17 protein-coding genes are annotated in these 14,547 nt (G+C 70.4%); 5 read left to right on the forward strand and 12 right to left on the reverse strand.

Features of this window, described 5'->3' with window-relative positions:
- Window positions 1-10: 10 nt before the first annotated feature.
- The 7 genes from ACFLIM_RS08785 to ACFLIM_RS08815 form a co-directional block, all read right to left on the reverse strand.
- Window positions 11-832 (reverse strand): class I SAM-dependent methyltransferase, encoded by an 822-nt coding sequence (locus ACFLIM_RS08785; protein WP_393163870.1) that lies wholly within the window; start codon window positions 830-832, stop codon window positions 11-13.
- A gap of 4 nt (window positions 833-836) precedes the next feature.
- A complete protein-coding gene (locus ACFLIM_RS08790) occupies window positions 837-1,469 on the reverse strand; it encodes a TetR/AcrR family transcriptional regulator (protein WP_393163873.1) in 633 nt (210 codons plus the stop codon).
- 119 nt (window positions 1,470-1,588) lie between these two features.
- Complete coding sequence (gene mshC / locus ACFLIM_RS08795; protein WP_393163875.1) at window positions 1,589-2,812, reverse strand: cysteine--1-D-myo-inosityl 2-amino-2-deoxy-alpha-D-glucopyranoside ligase; 1,224 nt, start codon at window positions 2,810-2,812, stop codon at window positions 1,589-1,591.
- A 10-nt stretch (window positions 2,813-2,822) separates the two neighbouring features.
- Complete coding sequence (locus tag ACFLIM_RS08800) at window positions 2,823-3,470, reverse strand: NRDE family protein (RefSeq protein WP_393163878.1); 648 nt, start codon at window positions 3,468-3,470, stop codon at window positions 2,823-2,825.
- Between the two features lie 48 nt (window positions 3,471-3,518).
- The gene (locus ACFLIM_RS08805; protein WP_393163880.1) at window positions 3,519-4,283 is read right to left on the reverse strand and encodes an SCO1664 family protein; all 765 of its coding nucleotides are present in this window, start codon (window positions 4,281-4,283) and stop codon (window positions 3,519-3,521) included.
- Window positions 4,280-4,828, reverse strand: a complete 549-nt coding sequence (locus tag ACFLIM_RS08810) for a DUF3090 domain-containing protein (protein WP_393163882.1) — start codon at window positions 4,826-4,828, stop codon at window positions 4,280-4,282. The genes ACFLIM_RS08805 and ACFLIM_RS08810 overlap by 4 nt, the downstream gene beginning before the upstream one ends.
- A gap of 9 nt (window positions 4,829-4,837) precedes the next feature.
- Entirely contained in the window at window positions 4,838-5,524 is a 687-nt protein-coding gene (locus ACFLIM_RS08815; RefSeq protein WP_393163884.1) for an MSMEG_4193 family putative phosphomutase, read from the reverse strand.
- Between the two features lie 64 nt (window positions 5,525-5,588).
- On the opposite strand from ACFLIM_RS08815, the gene ACFLIM_RS08820 reads away from it, so the two are divergent.
- On the forward strand, window positions 5,589-6,536 hold the full coding sequence (locus tag ACFLIM_RS08820; RefSeq protein WP_393163886.1) for an aldo/keto reductase: 948 nt from the start codon (window positions 5,589-5,591) through the stop codon (window positions 6,534-6,536).
- A gap of 127 nt (window positions 6,537-6,663) precedes the next feature.
- The gene (locus tag ACFLIM_RS08825) at window positions 6,664-7,473 is read left to right on the forward strand and encodes a hypothetical protein (protein ID WP_393163888.1); all 810 of its coding nucleotides are present in this window, start codon (window positions 6,664-6,666) and stop codon (window positions 7,471-7,473) included.
- Between the two features lie 87 nt (window positions 7,474-7,560).
- Here ACFLIM_RS08825 and fabI read toward each other — a convergent pair whose 3' ends face one another.
- Both fabI and ACFLIM_RS08835 read right to left on the reverse strand, forming a co-directional pair.
- Entirely contained in the window at window positions 7,561-8,325 is a 765-nt protein-coding gene (gene fabI, locus ACFLIM_RS08830; protein WP_393163890.1) for an enoyl-ACP reductase FabI, read from the reverse strand.
- Between the two features lie 2 nt (window positions 8,326-8,327).
- Window positions 8,328-9,023, reverse strand: coding sequence for a beta-ketoacyl-ACP reductase (locus tag ACFLIM_RS08835; RefSeq protein WP_393163892.1), 696 nt, complete (start codon window positions 9,021-9,023; stop codon window positions 8,328-8,330).
- A 77-nt stretch (window positions 9,024-9,100) separates the two neighbouring features.
- Here ACFLIM_RS08835 and ACFLIM_RS08840 point away from each other — a divergent pair, with 77 nt between their 5' ends.
- Together ACFLIM_RS08840 and ACFLIM_RS08845 are read left to right on the forward strand one after the other, a co-directional pair.
- Window positions 9,101-10,594 (forward strand): TldD/PmbA family protein, encoded by a 1,494-nt coding sequence (locus ACFLIM_RS08840; RefSeq protein ID WP_393163894.1) that lies wholly within the window; start codon window positions 9,101-9,103, stop codon window positions 10,592-10,594.
- Window positions 10,591-11,961 carry a metallopeptidase TldD-related protein gene (locus ACFLIM_RS08845; protein WP_393163897.1) on the forward strand — a complete coding sequence of 457 codons (1,371 nt, stop codon included), beginning with the start codon at window positions 10,591-10,593 and terminating at the stop codon, window positions 11,959-11,961. Before ACFLIM_RS08840 ends, ACFLIM_RS08845 begins: the two co-directional genes overlap by 4 nt.
- 78 nt (window positions 11,962-12,039) lie before the next feature.
- Here ACFLIM_RS08845 and ACFLIM_RS08850 read toward each other — a convergent pair whose 3' ends face one another.
- Window positions 12,040-12,597, reverse strand: coding sequence for an arsenate reductase/protein-tyrosine-phosphatase family protein (locus tag ACFLIM_RS08850; RefSeq protein ID WP_393163899.1), 558 nt, complete (start codon window positions 12,595-12,597; stop codon window positions 12,040-12,042).
- Window positions 12,598-12,791: 194 nt separating this feature from the next.
- Window positions 12,792-13,004, reverse strand: a complete 213-nt coding sequence (locus ACFLIM_RS08855) for a dodecin (protein ID WP_393163901.1) — start codon at window positions 13,002-13,004, stop codon at window positions 12,792-12,794.
- A gap of 99 nt (window positions 13,005-13,103) precedes the next feature.
- On the opposite strand from ACFLIM_RS08855, the gene ACFLIM_RS08860 reads away from it, so the two are divergent.
- Window positions 13,104-13,418: a DUF3099 domain-containing protein gene (locus ACFLIM_RS08860; RefSeq protein ID WP_393163903.1), complete on the forward strand. Its 315-nt coding sequence runs from the start codon at window positions 13,104-13,106 to the stop codon at window positions 13,416-13,418.
- A gap of 313 nt (window positions 13,419-13,731) precedes the next feature.
- On the opposite strand, the gene ACFLIM_RS08865 is transcribed toward ACFLIM_RS08860, so the two are convergent.
- Entirely contained in the window at window positions 13,732-14,544 is an 813-nt protein-coding gene (locus ACFLIM_RS08865; protein ID WP_393163905.1) for an NTP transferase domain-containing protein, read from the reverse strand.
- Window positions 14,545-14,547 lie beyond the last annotated feature (3 nt).

Below are 14,547 nucleotides of genomic sequence, written 5' to 3' on the forward strand. Positions count from 1 at the left end.
GTGGCCATGTCTAGAAGCGGTAGTGCAGGACCACGTTCCCCTTCCTGGACCAGGATGCGCTCGGTGCGGACAGGCGGTTCATCAGGCGAAGGACCGGCGGGAACTCGGCGACCTCGGGCTCTCGCGTCAAGAGGATCTCCTTGACCAGCCTGAGCCTGGGGTGCCAGCGCTCGGCGTCGCGGGGGTCGTCCATGCCGGGGAACCTGGTGAGCTTCCTGACGGCCTCGCCGACGGGAGCGTGCTTCTGGGCCCAGACGGCGAACTTGCTGTAGCCGTTGAAGGCGATCTCCCCGCTGGGGAAGTGCTCGATGAGGCGGCCCACCAGGGAGCTCATCTCCACCTCGGAGAGGAACGCGATGAGCCCGTCGGCCACGATCACCGCGGGCCGGCCGGTGGGCAGGGCGTCCACCCACGCGGGATCGGTCACGTCGGCGGCGATGCCGTGGGGGGTCGCACGATCCGGCAGCAACTCCCGCCGGGCGGCGATGACCTCGGGGAAGTCGATGTCGTACCAGTCGGCGGTGGGGGGCGGGGCGATGCGCAGCGCCCGGCTGTCCAGGCCGGCGCCGAGGTCCAGGCCGACCGCGCCGGGGTGGCGGGCGAGGAACCGCTGCGCGATCTCGTCCAGCTTCTTGGCCCGATGCGCGATGTAGATGGCACTGCTGGAGGGGATGCGGAGCTTCTTGTAGTCGTAATCGACCTTCCGCACGATCTCGTCGGCCATCCGGTCGGCGAGGATGGGGTGGGGCAGGCGGTTGTCGAGCGCTCTGCCGCACAGCGTCAGCCACAGGGTGGCCTGCAGCGGCGTGAGAGCCGGAAGCGTGATCGCCATGGGATCAGTCCTTTTCTGGTGAATCGGCCAGCGCGTCCCGGGCCGCCTTCAGCAGGGCGTCGTCGGCGTACAGGCCGTGGGTGTAGAGCTCGAGCGTCGGCAGCGCGATCCGCCGCAGGACCTCGGGGCCGAAGCGGTCCTGCCCCAGCGCGCGCGCCAGGGGCGGCGCCATGGTCAGCGTGGCCAGGCTGGTCAGCACGGTCAGCACCGCCAGCGCCCGCACGTCCGAGGACGGGCGGATCGAGCCGTCGGCGATCCCGGCCCGCAGGATCTCCTCCGACTCCGCCACCATCGTGTCGACGAACGTGGCGGCGGCCGGCGTGTCCTCATCGATCGCGCGCACCATGTACTGCACGTGGAGGCGGTATTCCTCCGGGTCCGCCATGAACTCGCGCAGCAGGGACTGCATGCCGGCCTCGTGCGCCCGCCGCACCAGGATCCCCAGGACGTGGTCGTCGCAGACGCTCCGGAGCTTGTCCTTGCTGCCGAAGTGGTGGATGACCAGGCCGGCGCTCACCCCCGCCGTGGCCGCGACGGCACGCAGATTCGTCTTCTGGAAGCCGTCGCGGGCGAAGTGCGCGATGGCGGCGTTGCGGATCTTGGCCTGGGCGGTCAGGTCCAACTGTGCTGAACACATGTTTAACATGTTAAACACATGTTCAGTCCTTGGCAAGTGACATGACGAAGCCCCGCACCTGCCAGGTGCGGGGCTCGGGAGCTATGCCTTCCTGAGGAACGCTCGCCGTTGGGCGAGCTTCAGAGCGCGACGCCGAGCAGGGCGTCGGCCACGTCTCTGACCAGAGCCGGGGCGCTCGTGTCCGAGCCGCTGCCGGCGAGCGCCTCTTCAGCCCAGGCGTCGATCGCGGCCAGCGCGCCCGGAGTGTCGAGGTCGTCGGCCATGCGCTCGCGCACCGTGGCCAGCAGCTCGCCGGCGCGCGGCCCCGAGGCCAGCCCGACGGCCGAGCGCCACACCGCCAGTCTGCGCTCGGCCGCGGCGATCATCTCGGGTACGTACTGCCAGTCGGCGCGGTAGTGGTGGGCCAGCAGGACGAGCCGGACCGCCATCGGGTCGTGCGACAGCCGCAACTTGGAGACGAAGACCAGGTTGCCCTTGGACTTCGACATCTTCTCGCCGTCCAGCGCCACCATGCCGGCGTGCGCGTAGAACTTGGCGAACGGCCACTCGCCGGTGGCGGCGTGGCCCTCCGAGGCGCCGCACTCGTGGTGCGGGAAGATCAGGTCGGAGCCGCCGCCGGCCACGTCGTAGCCCGCGCCCAGGTGGTCGAGGGCGATCGCGGTGCACTCGATGTGCCAGCCGGGACGGCCCTTGCCCAGGCTGGATTCCCAGGCGGGCTCGCCGGGCCGCTCGGCCCGCCACAGCAGCCAGTCGAGCGGGTGCCGCTTGCCCGGCCGGTCGGGGTCGCCGCCGCGCTCAGCGAACAGGGCCAGCATCTCGCGCTCGTCGTAGCCGGACACCTGGCCGAACTTGGGTGCGTCGGCCACGTTGAAGTAGACGTCGCCGTCGAGGACGTAGGTGACGCCCTTGGCGGCGAGCTTGGAGATCAGGTCCGCCACCTGGCCGACGACCTCGGTGACGCCCACGTATTCGCGGGGCGGCACGATCCGCAGCGCCTCCATGTCGCCGCGGAACAGCTCGATCTCCCGCTCGGCCAGGGCCTGCCAGTCGATGCCCGTCTGGGCGGCCCGCTCCAGGAGGGGGTCGTCCACGTCGGTGGCGTTCTGTGTGTAGTGGACCTGGTGGCCCGCGTCGCGCCACATCCGGCCGACGAGATCGAAGGTGTGGTAGGTGTTGGCGTGGCCGAGGTGGGTGGCGTCGTAGGGGGTGATGCCGCAGACGTACATCCTGGCGGTCGGGCCCGGGTCGGTCTGCCTCACCTGCCTGGCCGACGTGTCGTAGAGACTCAGCGGAATGCTCTCACCTGGGAGCTTGGGGATATTCGGGGCAGACCACGATCTCATGTCCTTGAGCCTATCCATCCCGATCAGCGGTCAGGTCGGTGAACTCGTACGTCACGCCCTCCCGCGTGAGCGCGACCTCCATCACCGACAGGGAGGCGAAGACGCGGCCGTCGGGCAGCTCGTGCCGGATGATGAGCGCGCCCGGGTCCGAGGACGGCTCGGCCTTGATCAGCTCCTGCCACGCCTCGGTCTCGAACCGGGGCAGGTACGCGACCACCCGCTCACTCGCCGGGTCCAGCCCCGAGTTGACGACCATGCTGGTGCCGTCCGGCAGCTCGGAGGCGACGAGCCTCAGCCCGTCCCAGCTGAACAGCCGGACCCGGGCCAGGTCGGCGATCACCAGGTGGAACGGGTCGTACCGGGTCAGGTCCGAGTCGGGCGCCTCTCCCGCGTACGCCGCCCGCAACGCCAGGTCGCCCCTGGAGATCTTCGTCGTCTCCTGCGCGGCCACGCCGTGGCCGTTGAGCAGGGCGGCGGCGCGGCGGGCCGCCGGGTTGACGGCCAGCCAGGTGCCGCCGGCCTTGAGGTCGCGCCCGCCGATCACGCCCGGGTATTCAGGCCAGTGCTCCCCCGGCCCTTCCCATGGACGGTCGGCGAACTCGTCTCTCACGCCCATGAGGGTCAGCGGCCGCCCGGTTCTCACGATCAGCGTGCACATGGGCAAAGGGTAATAAACCGCCTCGGGCGGTTCGCAGGGGGGCCGGGGTCAGATGGGCGGCCAGGGGATGGCGGGCCAGCCCTCCGGCGGGTACGGGTGCACCCCGGTGTCCAGCAACTTGCGCGCCCGCTGCCAGGTGGCCTCCACCTCGGCCAGCGTCAGCAGCTCGCGCAGCCGGCGTCCCAGCGAGCCCGACTCGATGTCCCGCTCCAGCTTGGCCAGCACCGCCACCGCCTCGCGGGCCAGCGGCTTGCCGCGCCACTGCCACAACACCGTGCGCAGTTTGTCCTCGACGGAGAAGCAGACCCCGTGGTCGACCCCGTAGACGTGCCCCGTCGGGAGCGGCAGCAGGTGACCGCCCTTGCGGTCGGCGTTGTTGACCACCGCGTCGAACACCGCCATCCGGCGTACGACCGGATTGCGGCTCCTGACCAGCCGCATGAGGTCGATCTCGCGTTCGGTGTCGATCCAGAGCTGGCACATGCCCGGCCCGAAGGGCCCGTCGCGGTAGACCGTGGGGGGCACGATGCGCCAGCCGGTCGCCTGCGACACCTCGAACGCGGCCACCTCGCGGGCGGCGAGGGTGCCGTCGGGGAAGTCCCACAGCGGCCGCTCGCCCCGCACCGGCTTGTAGACGCAGGCCGCCGAGCGGGAGCCCAGCTTGACCGAGCAGTAGAGCGTCATGTTGGTGGCCTCGACCAGGCGGCCCGCCACCTCCAGGCTCCCGTCGCGCAGCAGCGTGAGCGCATCCTCGTCGGTCGTGGTCGGCTGGTTGGGCGGTTTGATGGCCGGTTCGCTCTCCGGAGCGGTCATGAAGCCGCCTCACCCCCGCGATAGCCGTTGAGGCGAACGCAGACGTGGCCGGCGGCGTCGAGCGGCTGTCCGCAGAGAGGGCACGGCGGGCGGCCCGCCGCGACGATCTGGAGGGCTCGCTGGGTGAAGGCGCGCGCCGCGCCCGCGCTGATGCGCACGCGCAGCACCCCCGGGTCTGGGCCCTCGAGGTCGTCTTCGTCGATGACCTCCTGTGCCTCTATCACCACCTGCGATTTATCGGCGTCCCAGGCCAGCGCCATGGTGCCGACGCGGAAGTCCTCGGCGACCGGCACGTCGAGAGGCGCGTCGTCGGCCAGGTCGGCCGGCGCCAGCGCGGGCACTCCCGCGGTGCCCCCGCTGAGCCGCAGCACCTCGTCGAGCAGCTCGTCGAGCCTGCCCGCGAGCGCCGCGACCTGCAACTTCTCCAGCGCCACCGTGGTCAGTCTGCCCTCGGCCCTGGCCTGCAGAAAAAAGGCCCGCGCGCCCGGCTGCCCCAAGGCACCGGCGACGAACCTCTCTGGTGGGTCGTAGTCGAAGACCGGCATAGCCTGACCTTACGTGGTTCCGGGTCCACCGCCGACGGCGGCATCGCTCCCGGTGATGTTTTCTCCCCCGTCTTTCTCCTCCGAATCCTCGGGAAGCCGCAATTCCCCCATATCGTTAACCCTGAGAACAAAGGGACGCAGGGGGGCATAGCGAATGACGGTGAGGGCTCCAGGATCGGCTGTTATCCGTTGAAAGTGATCGAGATGGAGGCCCAGAGCGTCCGCGACGATCGCCTTGATGACGTCGCCGTGGCTGCAAACCAGGTAGATACCCTTCTCCCCCAGGCGTTGATTCCACTCCCGGACCGCCGAGACGGCCCTATGTTGCATTCCGGCCAGCGACTCCCCATCCGGAAATGTCGCCGCGCTCGGATGGGCCTGGACGACCTGCCACAACGGCTCCTTGGCGAGCTCCTTCAGCGGCCGCCCGGTCCACTCCCCATAGCCGCACTCGATGAACCGATCATCGATCCGCACCTCCGTGTCGCGCCCTTCGGCGACCGGCTGTGCCGTTTCCCGGCAACGTTCGAGCGGGCTGGAGACAATGGCGTCGAGCCTGACACCCGCGACGCGCCCGGCGAGCGCGGCCGCCTGCGCCCTGCCCGCCTCGCTCAGATGCACCCCAGGGGTGCGGCCGGCCAGTACCGGCCCGGTGAGGTCCGTCAGCCCGTGGCGGGCCAGAAGCAGCGTGGTCACCCAGCAAGTGTCGCAGGCGTCGATCACAACGTTTCATCCACCTGAACGGTAACCTGGCGGGATCATGGAGCAGCGCTATGTCGGCCACAGCGGGCTGTCGGTGTCCCGGCTGGGGCTGGGCACGATGACCTGGGGGCGTGACACCGACGCGGACGAGGCGGCCGCCCAGCTCCGCACGTTCCTGGACGCGGGCGGCAACCTCGTCGACACGGCCGACGTCTACACCGGCGGCGACTCCGAGCGGCTGCTGGGGCGGATGTTGCGCGACTCCGTGCCGCGCTCGGAGCTGGTGATCTCCACCAAGGCCGTGGTGACACCGACGGGCCGCAGGCCCCGCGACGCCTCCAGGCGCCACCTGATCGCCGCGGTCGACGACTCGCTCAACCGGCTCGGGCTCGATTACGTCGATCTGTGGCAGCTGCACACGTACGATGCCGAGGTGCCCCTTGAGGAGACCCTGGCCGCGCTCGACGCGATCGTCTCCTCGGGCCGCGCCGTCTACGCGGGCGTCTGCGACTACGCGGGCTGGCAGCTGGCCGCCGCCGCGGTCACCCAGCAGATGATCCCCGGCCGCATCCCCATCACCTCGGCCCAGGTCGAATACTCGTTGCTGGCCCGCGAGCCCGAACGCGAGCTGCTCCCCGCCGCCGCCCACCTGGGCGTGGGCGTGCTGGCCTGGTCGCCGCTGGGCCGGGGGGTGCTGACGGGCAAATACCGCACCGGCATCCCCGCCGACTCGCGCGCCGCCACCCCGCACTTCGCCGACTTCGTCCGCCCCTACCTCGACGAGCGCAGCCGCAGCGTGGTCGAGTCCGTCATGACCGCCGCCGACGGGCTCGGCGTCTCCCCCCTGGCCGTCGCCCTGTCGTGGGTACGCGACCAGCCGGGGGTGGCCTCGGCCATCGTCGGAGCCCGTACGCACGCGCAGCTCACCGGAGCCCTGCCGGCCGAGGACGTCGTGCTCCCCATAGAGATCCGAGAGGCCCTCGATGACGTGTCGTCACTCGACTGACCACGAACCAGAGACACTCTCGCGTATCACTAGTCGATACCGAATCGCAACTTTACCCGGCAAACGCCTGCGTCTGACGCGCGATGTCCATAAAGATTTCCCCCGGAAGCGACGCAGGAGGGGACGGATGGGGAGCAGGACCGCGATCTCGGCTGGAGTTCTCGCGGTGGCGCTGGCGGCCGTCCCGGTGGCGGCCCCGGCCGCGTCGGCGGCCTCGCAGGACTGCACGCGCGACGGGGGCCTGCTATCGGGGGTGACCAACACCCTGTGCGACGTCGTGAACGCGGTCTCGGGCACGGTCGGCTCCATCACCGGCGGGACGACCGACCAGGTGACGAAGGGCGTGGAGAACACGACGGGCGAGGTGCTCGGCAGGGTCGGGGAGGCGGTGCCGACGACCAAGGCGACACCGTCCAAGTCGTCCGGGCCGTCGCCCGCGCCGGCCAAGACGGGGCTGGTGCCCAAGACGCTCGAAGAGGTGTGCCTGCCGGTGCTGGCCTGCGACGAGCAGGGGGTGCTCGACAGGCTGTCGCCGACACCCTCCGCCGACCCTGCGCAGCGGCCGCGCGAGGGCCGCGCGGAAGCCTCGGCACTACCCACCCAGACGCCGGTACGACCTGAGAGCCGGCCGCAACTCATGGACACCGAGCGTCCCGTGGCCGAGAAGGACACCGCCGACGCGGACGAGCCGCGGGTGGATCTGCTGTGGCCCAATCCGTTCGCGCATGAGCTGACGGTGCCGATGCAGGACCAGCGGGTGGTACGTCCCAGCCCGCCGGCGTCGGACGTGCTGGGGACGGCCCTGACGATCGCCCTGCTGGGGTCGGCGGTGCTGGCGACCCGGATCGTCCAGCAACGACGGCACCGGGCCGAGCCCACGGAGTCGATCCCCTTCGAACCGGCCAGAGCCGGCAACGGCCGCCACCGCCTGGCCTGACCCACCCTCCGCGCCCTGCCGGGCCTGTGGCTGCGGTTCAGGCCGTGCGTGCGGGACGGCCGTGCGTGTCGTCGGGCGGAGCGAGGGTTAGGCGCCGATGGCGTGGACGCCGCCGTCTACGTGGACGATTTCGCCCGTCGTGGCCGGGAACCAGTCGGACATCAGCGCCACGCAGGCCTTGGCCGCCGGGACCGTGTCCGACAGGTCCCAGCCCAGAGGGGCCTTCTCCGGCCAGCTGTCCTCGAACTCCTTGAAGCCCGGGATCGACTTGGCCGCCATCGTGCGCAGTGGCCCGGCCGCCACCAGGTTGACCCGGATGTTCTGCTTGCCCAGGTCGCGGGCCAGGTAGCGGTTGCACGACTCCAGGCCGGCCTTGGCGACGCCCATCCAGTCGTAGACCGGCCAGGCCTTCGAGGCGTCGAAGTCGAGGCCGACCACCGAACCGCCCTCCTTCATCAGCGGGAGGCAGGCCACCGCCAGCGACTTGAAGGAATAGGTCGACACCTGCAGGGCCGTGGCCACGTCCTCCCACGAGGTGTTGAGGAAGTTGCCGCCGAGGGCCGTCTGCGGGGCGAAGCCGATCGAGTGGACCACGCCATCGAGGCCGTCCACGTGCTCGCCCACCCGGGCGGCCAGGGTGTCCAGGTGCTCGGTGCTCTGGACGTCCAGCTCCAGCACCGGGACCGGTGCCGGCAGGCGCTTGGCGATGCGCTCCACCAGGCTCAGGCGGCCGAAGCCGGTGAGCACGACGGTGGCGCCCTCCTCCTGCGCCAGCTTGGCCACCGAGAACGCGATGGAGGCGTCGGTGAGCACGCCGGTCACCAGGATCCGCTTGCCTTCGAGAATTCCCACAGTCAGTGCCCCATTCCGAGTCCGCCGTCGACCGGGATCACGGCCCCGGTGATGTAGGAGGCGTCGTCACTGGCCAGGAAGCGCACGACGCGCGCCACCTCTTCGGGCTTCGCCTGCCGCCCGAGAGGGATGTTGGAGACGATCGCCTCGTGGTCGAGCTCGGCCGTCATGTCGGTGGCGACGAAGCCGGGCGAGACCACGTTCACGGTGATGTTGCGCGAGCCGTACTCGCGGGCCATCGAGCGGGCGAAGCCCACCAGACCGGCCTTGGAGGCCGCGTAGTTGGTCTGGCCGGCCTGGCCGGACAGGCCGACGACGGAGGAGATGAGGATCACCCGGCCGCGCTTGAGCTTCATCATCGGCCGGATGGCCCGCTTGGCGACGCGGTAGGCGCCGGTCAGGTTGGCGTCGATGACGTCGGTGAAGGTGTCTTCCTTCATCATGGCGAGCAGCGTGTCCTTGGTGATGCCCGCGTTGGAGACGAGCACCTCGACCGGGCCGTGCTCGGCCTCCACCTTGTCGAAGGCGGCCTCCACGTCGGCCATGCTGGTGACGTCGCAGCGCACGCCGAACAGGCCCTCGGGCGGCTCCCCCGATCGGTAGGTGACCGCGACGGCGTCGCCGGCCGCGGCGAGTTCACGGGCGATCGCGAGGCCGATGCCGCGATTGCCCCCGGTGACGAGTACAGAGCGTGCCATGGCACCAGACGCTATCTCCTACCCGCCGGTATCCGGTTGTCCGGGTGGCACAAGATCACAGGGTTAGGATCGTGGACATGCGCCAGATCGATCCCGATTTCCTGGAGCTGCCCCTGCGGCAGCTCGCGGACGCCGCCCTGCAACGCGCTCGCGACCTCGGCGCCGAGCACGCCGACTTCCGGCTCGAACGCGTCAGAGCCGAGACACTCAGCCTCTACGATGCCCGGCTCGAAGGCGCCATGGACGCCGACGACCTGGGCTACGCCGTACGTGTGGTCAAGGGCGGCACCTGGGGGTTCGCCGCCGGCATCCATCTGACCCCCGAGGCGGCCGCCGTGGTGGCCGAGCAGGCGGTACGCGTGGCGGAGGTGAGCGCGCCGGTCAACAGGGAGCCCATCGAGCTGGCCCCCGAGCCGGTGCACGCCGAGGCCGTGTGGGTGTCGGCGTACGACGTGGACCCGTTCGACGTGCCGTCGGCCGACAAGGTGAGCCTGCTGGCCGACTGGTCGGCCGGGCTGCTCAAGGGCGCCGACCACGTCTCGGCGCGGCTGCTGCAGATCAAGGAGCAGAAGTTCTACGCCGACACGGCCGGCACGGTCACCACGCAGCAGCGGGTGCGCGTGCATCCCAAGCTCAACGCGATGAAGGCGCACGAGAGCGGCTTCGACGACATGTCGACCGTCGCACCGCCGGTCGGGCGCGGCTACGAATTCCTGACGGGCACCGGCTGGGACTGGCAGGGCGAACTGGCCAGGCTGCCCGAGCTGCTGGCGGAGAAGCTGGCGGCCCCCTCGGTCGAGGCGGGCGACTACGACCTGGTGATCGACCCGTCCAACCTGTGGCTGACGATCCACGAGTCCATCGGCCACGCCACCGAGCTGGACCGGGCGCTCGGCTACGAGGCGGCGTACGCGGGCACCAGCTTCGCCACGTTCGACCAGCTCAATGAGCTGGTCTACGGCTCGCCGCTGATGAACGTGACCGGTGACAGGACGGTCACCCACGGCCTGTCGACGGTCGGCTTCGACGACGAGGGCGTGCAGGGACAGAGCTTCGACATCGTCCGGGACGGCATCCTGGTGGGCTACCAGCTCGACCGGCGGATGGCGCTGATGAAGGGGTTCGGGCGGTCCAACGGGTGCGCGTTCGCCGACTCGCCCGGGCACATGCCGATCCAGCGCATGGCCAACGTGTCGCTGGCCCCGGCGCCCGGCGGGCCTTCGACCGACGAGCTGATCTCGGGCGTCGAGCGCGGCATCTACATCGTCGGCGACAAGAGCTGGTCGATCGACATGCAGCGGTACAACTTCCAGTTCACCGGGCAGCGGGCGTACAAGATCTCGCACGGGAAGCTGGCCGGGCAGATCAGGGACTTCGCCTACCAGGCCACGACGACGGACTTCTGGCAGTCGATGGAGGGCGTCGGCGGGCCGGACACGTACGTGCTCGGCGGCGCTTTCAACTGCGGCAAGGGTCAGCCGGGCCAGGTCGCGCCGGTCAGTCATGGTTGCCCCTCGGCGCTGTTCAGGGGCGTGCGGATCCTCAACACCGTGCAGGAGGGTAAGAATTGACTCCCCAGGAGATGGTGGACAGGGCCCTGGAGCTCTCCCAGAACGACGGTTGCGTGGTGCTGGTGGACGAGGGGTCCACGGCCAACCTGCGGTTCGCGGGCAACACGCTGACCACGAACGGCGTCGCCCGTTCCGCCCAGCTGACCGTGATCTCCATCGCGGGGCAGAGTGTGGGGGTCGTGTCGCGGGCCGCCGTACGCGATGAGCAGCTCGCCGACGTGGTGGCGGCGGCCGACGCGGCGGCGCGCGACGCCCAGCCCGCCGAGGACGCCCGCACGCTCGTCGAGGGCGGCACCGCCGCGCCGCATTGGGGCGAGGAGGTGCGGCCGACCGACATCGAGGTGTTCGAGGGGTTCGCGCCCGCGCTCGGCGACGCGTTCGCGGCCGCGGAGGCGGGCGGCAGGAAGTTGTACGGGTTCGCGGAGCACTCGCTGACCTCGACGTTCCTGGGCACGTCGACCGGCGTGCGGTTGCGGCACGACCAGCCGACCGGGCGGCTGGAGCTCAATGCCAAGTCCTCCGACCTCAAGCGCTCGGCGTGGACGGGCGTGTCCACGCAGGACTTCACGGACGTGGACGTGGCGGCGCTCGACTCCTCGCTGGCGCAGCGCCTGGAGTGGGCCAAGACCAGGGTGGACCTGCCCGCGGGGCGCTACGAGACGCTGCTGCCGCCGAGCGCGGTGGCCGACCTGATGATCTACCTGTTCTGGTCGGCGGGGGCCAGGGACGCGCTCGACGGGCGTTCGGTGTTCGCCAAGCCGGGCGGGGGGACGCGGGTGGGCGAACAGCTGGCCACGCTGCCCGTGTCGTTGTCCAGCGATCCGGGGGCGGCGGGGATCGCGTGCGCGCCGTTCGTGACGGCGCACGCCTCCAGCAGGGAGAGCTCGGTCTTCGACAACGGGCTGCCGCTGGGGCCGACCGACTGGATCAAGGACGGGCGGCTGGAGGCGCTGCTGCAGACGCGCTACTCGGCGGAGCTGAGCGGGCTGGCGGTGACGCCGGGGATCGACAACCTGATCATGTCGGGGCCGCAGGGCGGGCGATCGCTGGACGAGATGATCGCCTCGACGCGGCGCGGGCTGCTCGTCACCTGCCTGTGGTACATCCGGGAGGTCGATCCGCAGACGCTGCTGGTGACCGGGTTGACCAGGGACGGGGTCTATCTGGTGGAGCATGGCGAGGTCGTGGGCGAGGTGAACAACTTCAGGTTCAACGAGAGTCCGGTGGATCTGCTGGGGCGGCTGACCGAGGTGGGTGTCAGCGAGCGCACGCTGCCCCGGGAGTGGAACGACTACTTCCAGCGGACGATCATGCCTGCGGTGCGGGTGCCGGACTTCAACATGTCGACGGTCAGCCAGGCGAGCTGACCCCTGCGGCCGGGCCCGTCTCGCCGCGGACGGGCGCGGTCGTCGGTCGGGACCGGCGCGGTCGTCTCGCCGCGGCCGTCAGCGGGGGCCGAGGAGGGCGCCCAGGGCGTGGCTGAGGGTGTCGCCGAGCATCCTCGCGCAGGCCACGTACCCCTCCGGCGGCCCGCCGTACGGGTCGTGGACCTCGGGTGCCCGCTGGTGGTCGCGCCGCTCGGCGGCCGACTGGACGATCGCCCGCGCCCGCTCCGCCGTGTCCGAACGGTAGCGGCGGTGCCCCGCGCCCGCCGCGAGCCCGGCGAACTCCGGCAGCGTGAACGTCTTGTTCGCGGCTCCTGGATCGAGCCCGACGGCGACGGCCCGGTGCCCGGCCTCCATCGTCAGCAGCAGGTCTGACGACCTGACCAGGTCGAGGTCCAGGGCCCTGGCCCGATGCGCCCTGCCGTCGAGCCCCAGACCGTCCAAGGCGGTGATCGCGTGCGGCGCCATCGGATGGCCGACCAGCGCGCGAACCCCTGCGCTCCCGGTCACCACGGGCAGGGCCGCGGAGTGGACCATCGCCTGGGCGATCACCTCTGCCATGGCGGAACGGCAGATGTTCGCCGTGCACACCAGCAGGACGCGGAACTCACCACTCACACCGGCCAATCTAGCCGCTCCGGTCCGGGACGGAGCGGCGGACGGTGGGCACGCGATTCCGGGCTGCCCGGTGACAATCCTGGCGGTGCCCGCGTCCAGCCGTTCAGGGCCTCCTACGGGGCCGCGAAGGCCGGCGCGGCCGGGATTTCAGGCCGCGCCGGGCGCCGGGGCCTCTCGGGCGCTCTCAGGCGGGGTCAGGAGTCTTCGAGGCGGAAGCCCACCTTCATGCCGACCTGGAAGTGCGCGACCTCGCCCGCGTCGAGGTATCCGCGGATCTCCGTCACCTCGAACCAGTCGAGGTGGCGCAGCGTCTGCGAGGCCCGCCTGATTCCGTTGCGGATGGCCTGGTCAACGCTCTCCCCCGACGTGCCGACTATCTCGGTCACCCGGTACGTTCGATCCGTCATCTCCACATCCTCCTTACTCGAAGGCCATGATCGCATGACCCCCGTCCCGTCCCAGGGGCACCATCGCGCCCGGCCCATCCGAGGTCTACCGTGGAAGGTATGAAGGGGTGGCGCAGGAAGCCGGACGTCCACCAGGTCACGGACGCCAAGCCGTCGCTGACGGCCGACATTCGCAAGCGCGAGATCAGCTACCTCATCAAGATGGGCATCCGCACGATCTGCCTGATCCTGGCGGTCGTGGTGCCGGTGCCATGGCCGTACCGGCTGCTGTTCATCGCGGCGGCCGTCTTTTTGCCATACATAGCCGTAATCGGGGCCAATGAGAGGGGCAAGGCTGCCCCGCCTCCTACCTTTCAGTCGCCTGAGGCTAACCAAACCGAGATACCGCTGCATCGACGCGAGATCGGGTCGTGACTAAGTCTTGACGCATCCCACGGGTTGTAGGTGTACGCTTTAGCCAAGCGCTCCGGTCCCCCGTCGGAGTGCTGGTGCCGGCGTTCCGGGCCCCCGTCGGAACGCCGATGAAGCGACGCCGGGTGGTTTGCCCCCGTAACCACCCGGCGTCGCCCCTTTCCTGGGGAAACCTTTGCTCCCGGACGATCAAGTCCGGTGCCGGCCAAGTCGGATAGGGCCGCTTTCCCGAAATCGTTTACACACCCCTCCCGCCTCGTTATTCACAGGAAATCTTCAGGCGGGAGGAGCTTGACTTCAAGAGTTCGTTCGAGTGTCAGCTGTCTGTCAGCGTCTCGGTGGTCGCCTGGCCCCAGTTCTTCGCCAATGTGGTCAGTCTGGCCACGGCGTCCTCAGGGGCACTTCCCGCCCCTTGGGCGAGCCCGAGCAGGTACGCCGTCAGCGGCGCGGCCGGCCTGGCGACCCCGTGGGCGACCTCCTTGGTCAGGTCGAGCACCAGGTCGCGGTCCACTAGGGCCGGGTCGATGCCCAGCTCCTTGCATGCCAGCGCGGTCCATTCGTTGAGCACGTTCATACGAGCCTCCTCCAGATCGTCCATTGTGTCGCAGTCGAACCACGGCCGTCCCGGCAGCGCCAGGCGGACTCCTACCAGCGGGCCGAGCAGGCCCTTGAGGGAGCGGCCCGCGTACGAGGCCAGGGCCGCCTTCAGGGCGGCCGCCGGCCACGCCCCGGCCAGCCACTGCTCGCGCCCGCCGTCGTCCACCATCACGACCCCGCCACCGGGCTCCGCGGCCTCGCCGCCCGGCTTCGTGGCCTTGAGGAGGGCCGTCACGTGGGCCGTCGTCAGGAACGGCAGGTCTCCCGCCAGCAGCACCACCCACGGGGCGGTGACCTCGTTCAGACCGGCTTTCAGCGCAGGTACGGGGCCGCTCCCGGGCGGGTCCTCGCGGGCGAACACGACTCCGGGGATCGGGCGCTCCGGGCCGACCACGATGGCCTTCCCGGCGTCTGGGACCGCCGCTATGACGTACTCGATCAGGGTTTTGCCGCCCACCGAGAGGCCAGGCTTGTCCGCCCCGCCCAGCCGCCTGGCCCGGCCCCCGGCCAGGATCACCGCGTCATAGTCCATCCT

Source organism: Nonomuraea marmarensis (assembly GCF_043197025.1).
GTDB lineage: Bacteria > Actinomycetota > Actinomycetes > Streptosporangiales > Streptosporangiaceae > Nonomuraea > Nonomuraea marmarensis.

Excerpts from the sequence above, each read along its gene's own strand:
- mshC (WP_393163875.1), bottom strand. The coding sequence starts at position 2,812 with ATGAGATCGTGGTCTGCCCCGAATATCCCCAAGCTCCCAGGTGAGAGC.
- ACFLIM_RS08810 (WP_393163882.1), bottom strand. The coding sequence starts at position 4,828 with ATGCCGGTCTTCGACTACGACCCACCAGAGAGGTTCGTCGCCGGTGCC.
- ACFLIM_RS08840 (WP_393163894.1), top strand. The coding sequence starts at position 9,101 with ATGCGCCAGATCGATCCCGATTTCCTGGAGCTGCCCCTGCGGCAGCTC.
- ACFLIM_RS08800 (WP_393163878.1), bottom strand. The coding sequence starts at position 3,470 with ATGTGCACGCTGATCGTGAGAACCGGGCGGCCGCTGACCCTCATGGGC.
- ACFLIM_RS08860 (WP_393163903.1), top strand. The coding sequence starts at position 13,104 with ATGAAGGGGTGGCGCAGGAAGCCGGACGTCCACCAGGTCACGGACGCC.
- ACFLIM_RS08785 (WP_393163870.1), bottom strand. The coding sequence starts at position 832 with ATGGCGATCACGCTTCCGGCTCTCACGCCGCTGCAGGCCACCCTGTGG.
- ACFLIM_RS08805 (WP_393163880.1), bottom strand. The coding sequence starts at position 4,283 with ATGACCGCTCCGGAGAGCGAACCGGCCATCAAACCGCCCAACCAGCCG.
- ACFLIM_RS08790 (WP_393163873.1), bottom strand. The coding sequence starts at position 1,469 with ATGTGTTCAGCACAGTTGGACCTGACCGCCCAGGCCAAGATCCGCAAC.
- ACFLIM_RS08865 (WP_393163905.1), bottom strand. The coding sequence starts at position 14,544 with ATGGACTATGACGCGGTGATCCTGGCCGGGGGCCGGGCCAGGCGGCTG.
- ACFLIM_RS08835 (WP_393163892.1), bottom strand. The coding sequence starts at position 9,023 with ATGGCACGCTCTGTACTCGTCACCGGGGGCAATCGCGGCATCGGCCTC.
- ACFLIM_RS08825 (WP_393163888.1), top strand. The coding sequence starts at position 6,664 with ATGGGGAGCAGGACCGCGATCTCGGCTGGAGTTCTCGCGGTGGCGCTG.
- ACFLIM_RS08820 (WP_393163886.1), top strand. The coding sequence starts at position 5,589 with ATGGAGCAGCGCTATGTCGGCCACAGCGGGCTGTCGGTGTCCCGGCTG.
- ACFLIM_RS08855 (WP_393163901.1), bottom strand. The coding sequence starts at position 13,004 with ATGACGGATCGAACGTACCGGGTGACCGAGATAGTCGGCACGTCGGGG.